At 74.5% G+C, this 2190-nt stretch carries 3 protein-coding genes and 1 pseudogene; all 4 read left to right on the top strand.

All coding sequences use genetic code 11. The annotated features are described in order from the left end of the window. Positions 1 to 509 (top strand): annotated as a pseudogene (locus ACTUAL_RS28730) (MFS transporter); the annotation flags it as partial. Positions 510 to 610: 101 nt separating this feature from the next. Further along, the gene (locus ACTUAL_RS28725; protein ID WP_440902427.1) at positions 611 to 1453 is read left to right on the top strand and encodes a DUF6801 domain-containing protein; all 843 of its coding nucleotides are present in this window, start codon (positions 611 to 613) and stop codon (positions 1451 to 1453) included. Between the two features lie 93 nt (positions 1454 to 1546). Further along, entirely contained in the window at positions 1547 to 1741 is a 195-nt protein-coding gene (locus tag ACTUAL_RS28720; protein WP_440902426.1) for a hypothetical protein, read from the top strand. Beyond that, a partial coding sequence (locus ACTUAL_RS28715) for an alcohol dehydrogenase catalytic domain-containing protein (protein ID WP_440902425.1) occupies positions 1738 to 2190 on the top strand: 453 nt, incomplete at its 3' end. The genes ACTUAL_RS28720 and ACTUAL_RS28715, both read left to right, overlap by 4 nt.

Raw genomic sequence — 2190 nt, 5'->3', positions numbered from 1 at the left:
TCGGCTTCTTCACCTCGCTGGCCCCGTCGTTCCTCGCGGGCACCCTGCACGAGGGCTCCCACGCCGTGGCGGGCGCCGTGACCTTCCTGGTGTTCGGCTCGGCCGCAGCCGCCCAGGTCGTCACCGCTTCCTGGCGCTCCGCCCGCCTGTACCGCGTCGGCCTGACCCTGCTGCCCGCGGGCGTGGTGCTGGTGGTCGCCGCGCTCCTCACCCCGTCCCTCCCCCTGCTCCTGGCAGGCGGCCTGGTCGTGGGCACGGGCGCGGGCCTGTCGTTCCGGGGCGCGGTGGCCGCCGTCGTGGGGCTGTCGGAGGCGGACCGGAGGGGCGAGTCGCTGGCCGGGCTGTTCCTGATCGCCTACCTGGGTCTCGCGGCGCCGGTGGTCCTGCTGGGCGCGCTGGTCCAGTTCGCCCCGCTCGTCCCGTCGATCACCGGCTTCGGCGCGGTCGTGCTGGGCCTGCTGGCGCTGTCCGGCGCGCTGGTCAGGTCGGCTCGCCCGGCCGCCGGGTGAGGCGCTCTCCGGGCGGACGCGCTTGCGCCGGTTGACCGCTGCCGGGACCACCGGTCCGGGACGAGACTGGTGGTGGGCGAGGAACTTCGAGGGAGAACCCCATGACCCGTGCTCCTGCCGCCGCCGTCGCGGCGCTGCTGCTCACCGGCGCGCTCACCGGCGCGCTCGCCGGGACCGCGACCGCCGCACCCGCCGACCTGGTCACCTCCTACACCTGCGACACCTCCACCGGCCAGACCGTGCCGGTGGGCGTGCACTTCGGCGGTTTCCTGCCCGACGACGTCGGTGCCCTGCCGAACGCGGTCTCCTACGCCCAGACCGCCTTCGTGGACCTGGACCTGGACATCACCAACCTGGTCGAGGGCCGGGTCGACGGCGACAGCACGGCGACGGTGGCCGCCTCGATCACCGGCCCATCCCCCAGGCAGGTGTCTGCGGACCTGACGTTCGCGCCGGGCGAGGGCTGGTCGTGGCTGCACGCGGCCGGGGCGCTGGCCCCGCTGCGCCTGGACCCACCGGGCCTGCACGAGATCCGCCTCGGCGACATCACCCTGTCCCTGCGCCCCAAGTCCGACGACGGCGCTCCGCTGCCCCCGCTGGACGCCCTGTGCACCCGCGTCCCCGGCGGCAACGACCTCCTGGGCACGATCCAGTCCCTCGGGTTCATCGCGGACCGCCCCCTGCGCCCCACCGACCTGACCGTCGCCGAGACCACCCCGACCACCGCCACGGTGACCTGGGTGGGCCGCTCCTGGTGGGCCGCCACGGCGGGCTACGACGTCTACCTGGACGGCGCCCTCGTCACGACCACCACCGACCCCCGGGTCACCCTGACCGGCCTGACCCCGGACCGCCAGCACCGCCTGAAGGTGATCACCCGCGACGTCCGGGGCAGCACGTCCCTGCTGAGCCAGGGCCTGGTCTTCGCGACCGCGCGCGCCTGACCGCGGGTCGGCCGCTCCCCGATCACCCGGTCGGCGAAGTCCGGTTCACCCGATTTCCAGCGGGTAGCCCGTCGCCGACGAAGGAGGTCGGCGATGACGAGCAAGACCGGGACGACGCCCACCCAGCACGACCAGGAGCACGACCAAGAGCACGACCGGGAGGTGGACCAGGACGCCCAGAAGGCCCTGCTCCGCCTGGTCACCGCCCGTTCGGCGGCGCTGACCGCGGTGGCCGCCGCGCTGGTGTGGCTGCTGGCGCGCGCCCTCGCGCGGGGAGGTCGCGCGTGAAGGCCGTGGTGTGGCACGGGGTCGGGGACATCCGGCTCGACGAGGTCCCCGACCCCAAGATCCTCGAACCCTCCGACGCGATCGTGCGGATCACCCGCAGCGCGATCTGCGGCACCGACCTGCACGTGGTGCGCGGCACGATGCCCGGCATGGTGCCCGGAACCATCCTCGGTCACGAGGCGGTCGGCGTCGTGGAGGAGGTCGGACCGGCCGTGCGCGGGTTCACCCCCGGTGACCGGGTGGTCGTCACCTCCACGATCGGGTGCGGCACCTGCTCGTACTGCCGGGCCGGCTACTACGCCCAGTGCGACACCGCGAACCCGAACGGGCCGAGCGCGGGCACCAGCTTCTTCGGCGGCCCCGAGAGCACCGGTCCGGTCGACGGGCTCCAGGCCGAGTACGCGCGCGTCCCGTTCGCCATGACCACGCTGGTGCGCGTCCCGGACGCG

The organism is Actinosynnema sp. (genome assembly GCF_052038725.1).
This window is presented reverse-complemented; position numbering and strand designations above follow the sequence as displayed.

What these genes read in the sequence shown, in the direction of transcription:
- ACTUAL_RS28725 (WP_440902427.1), top strand. Translation starts at nt 611, where the DNA reads ATGACCCGTGCTCCTGCCGCCGCCGTCGCGGCGCTGCTGCTCACCGGC.
- ACTUAL_RS28720 (WP_440902426.1), top strand. Translation starts at nt 1,547, where the DNA reads ATGACGAGCAAGACCGGGACGACGCCCACCCAGCACGACCAGGAGCAC.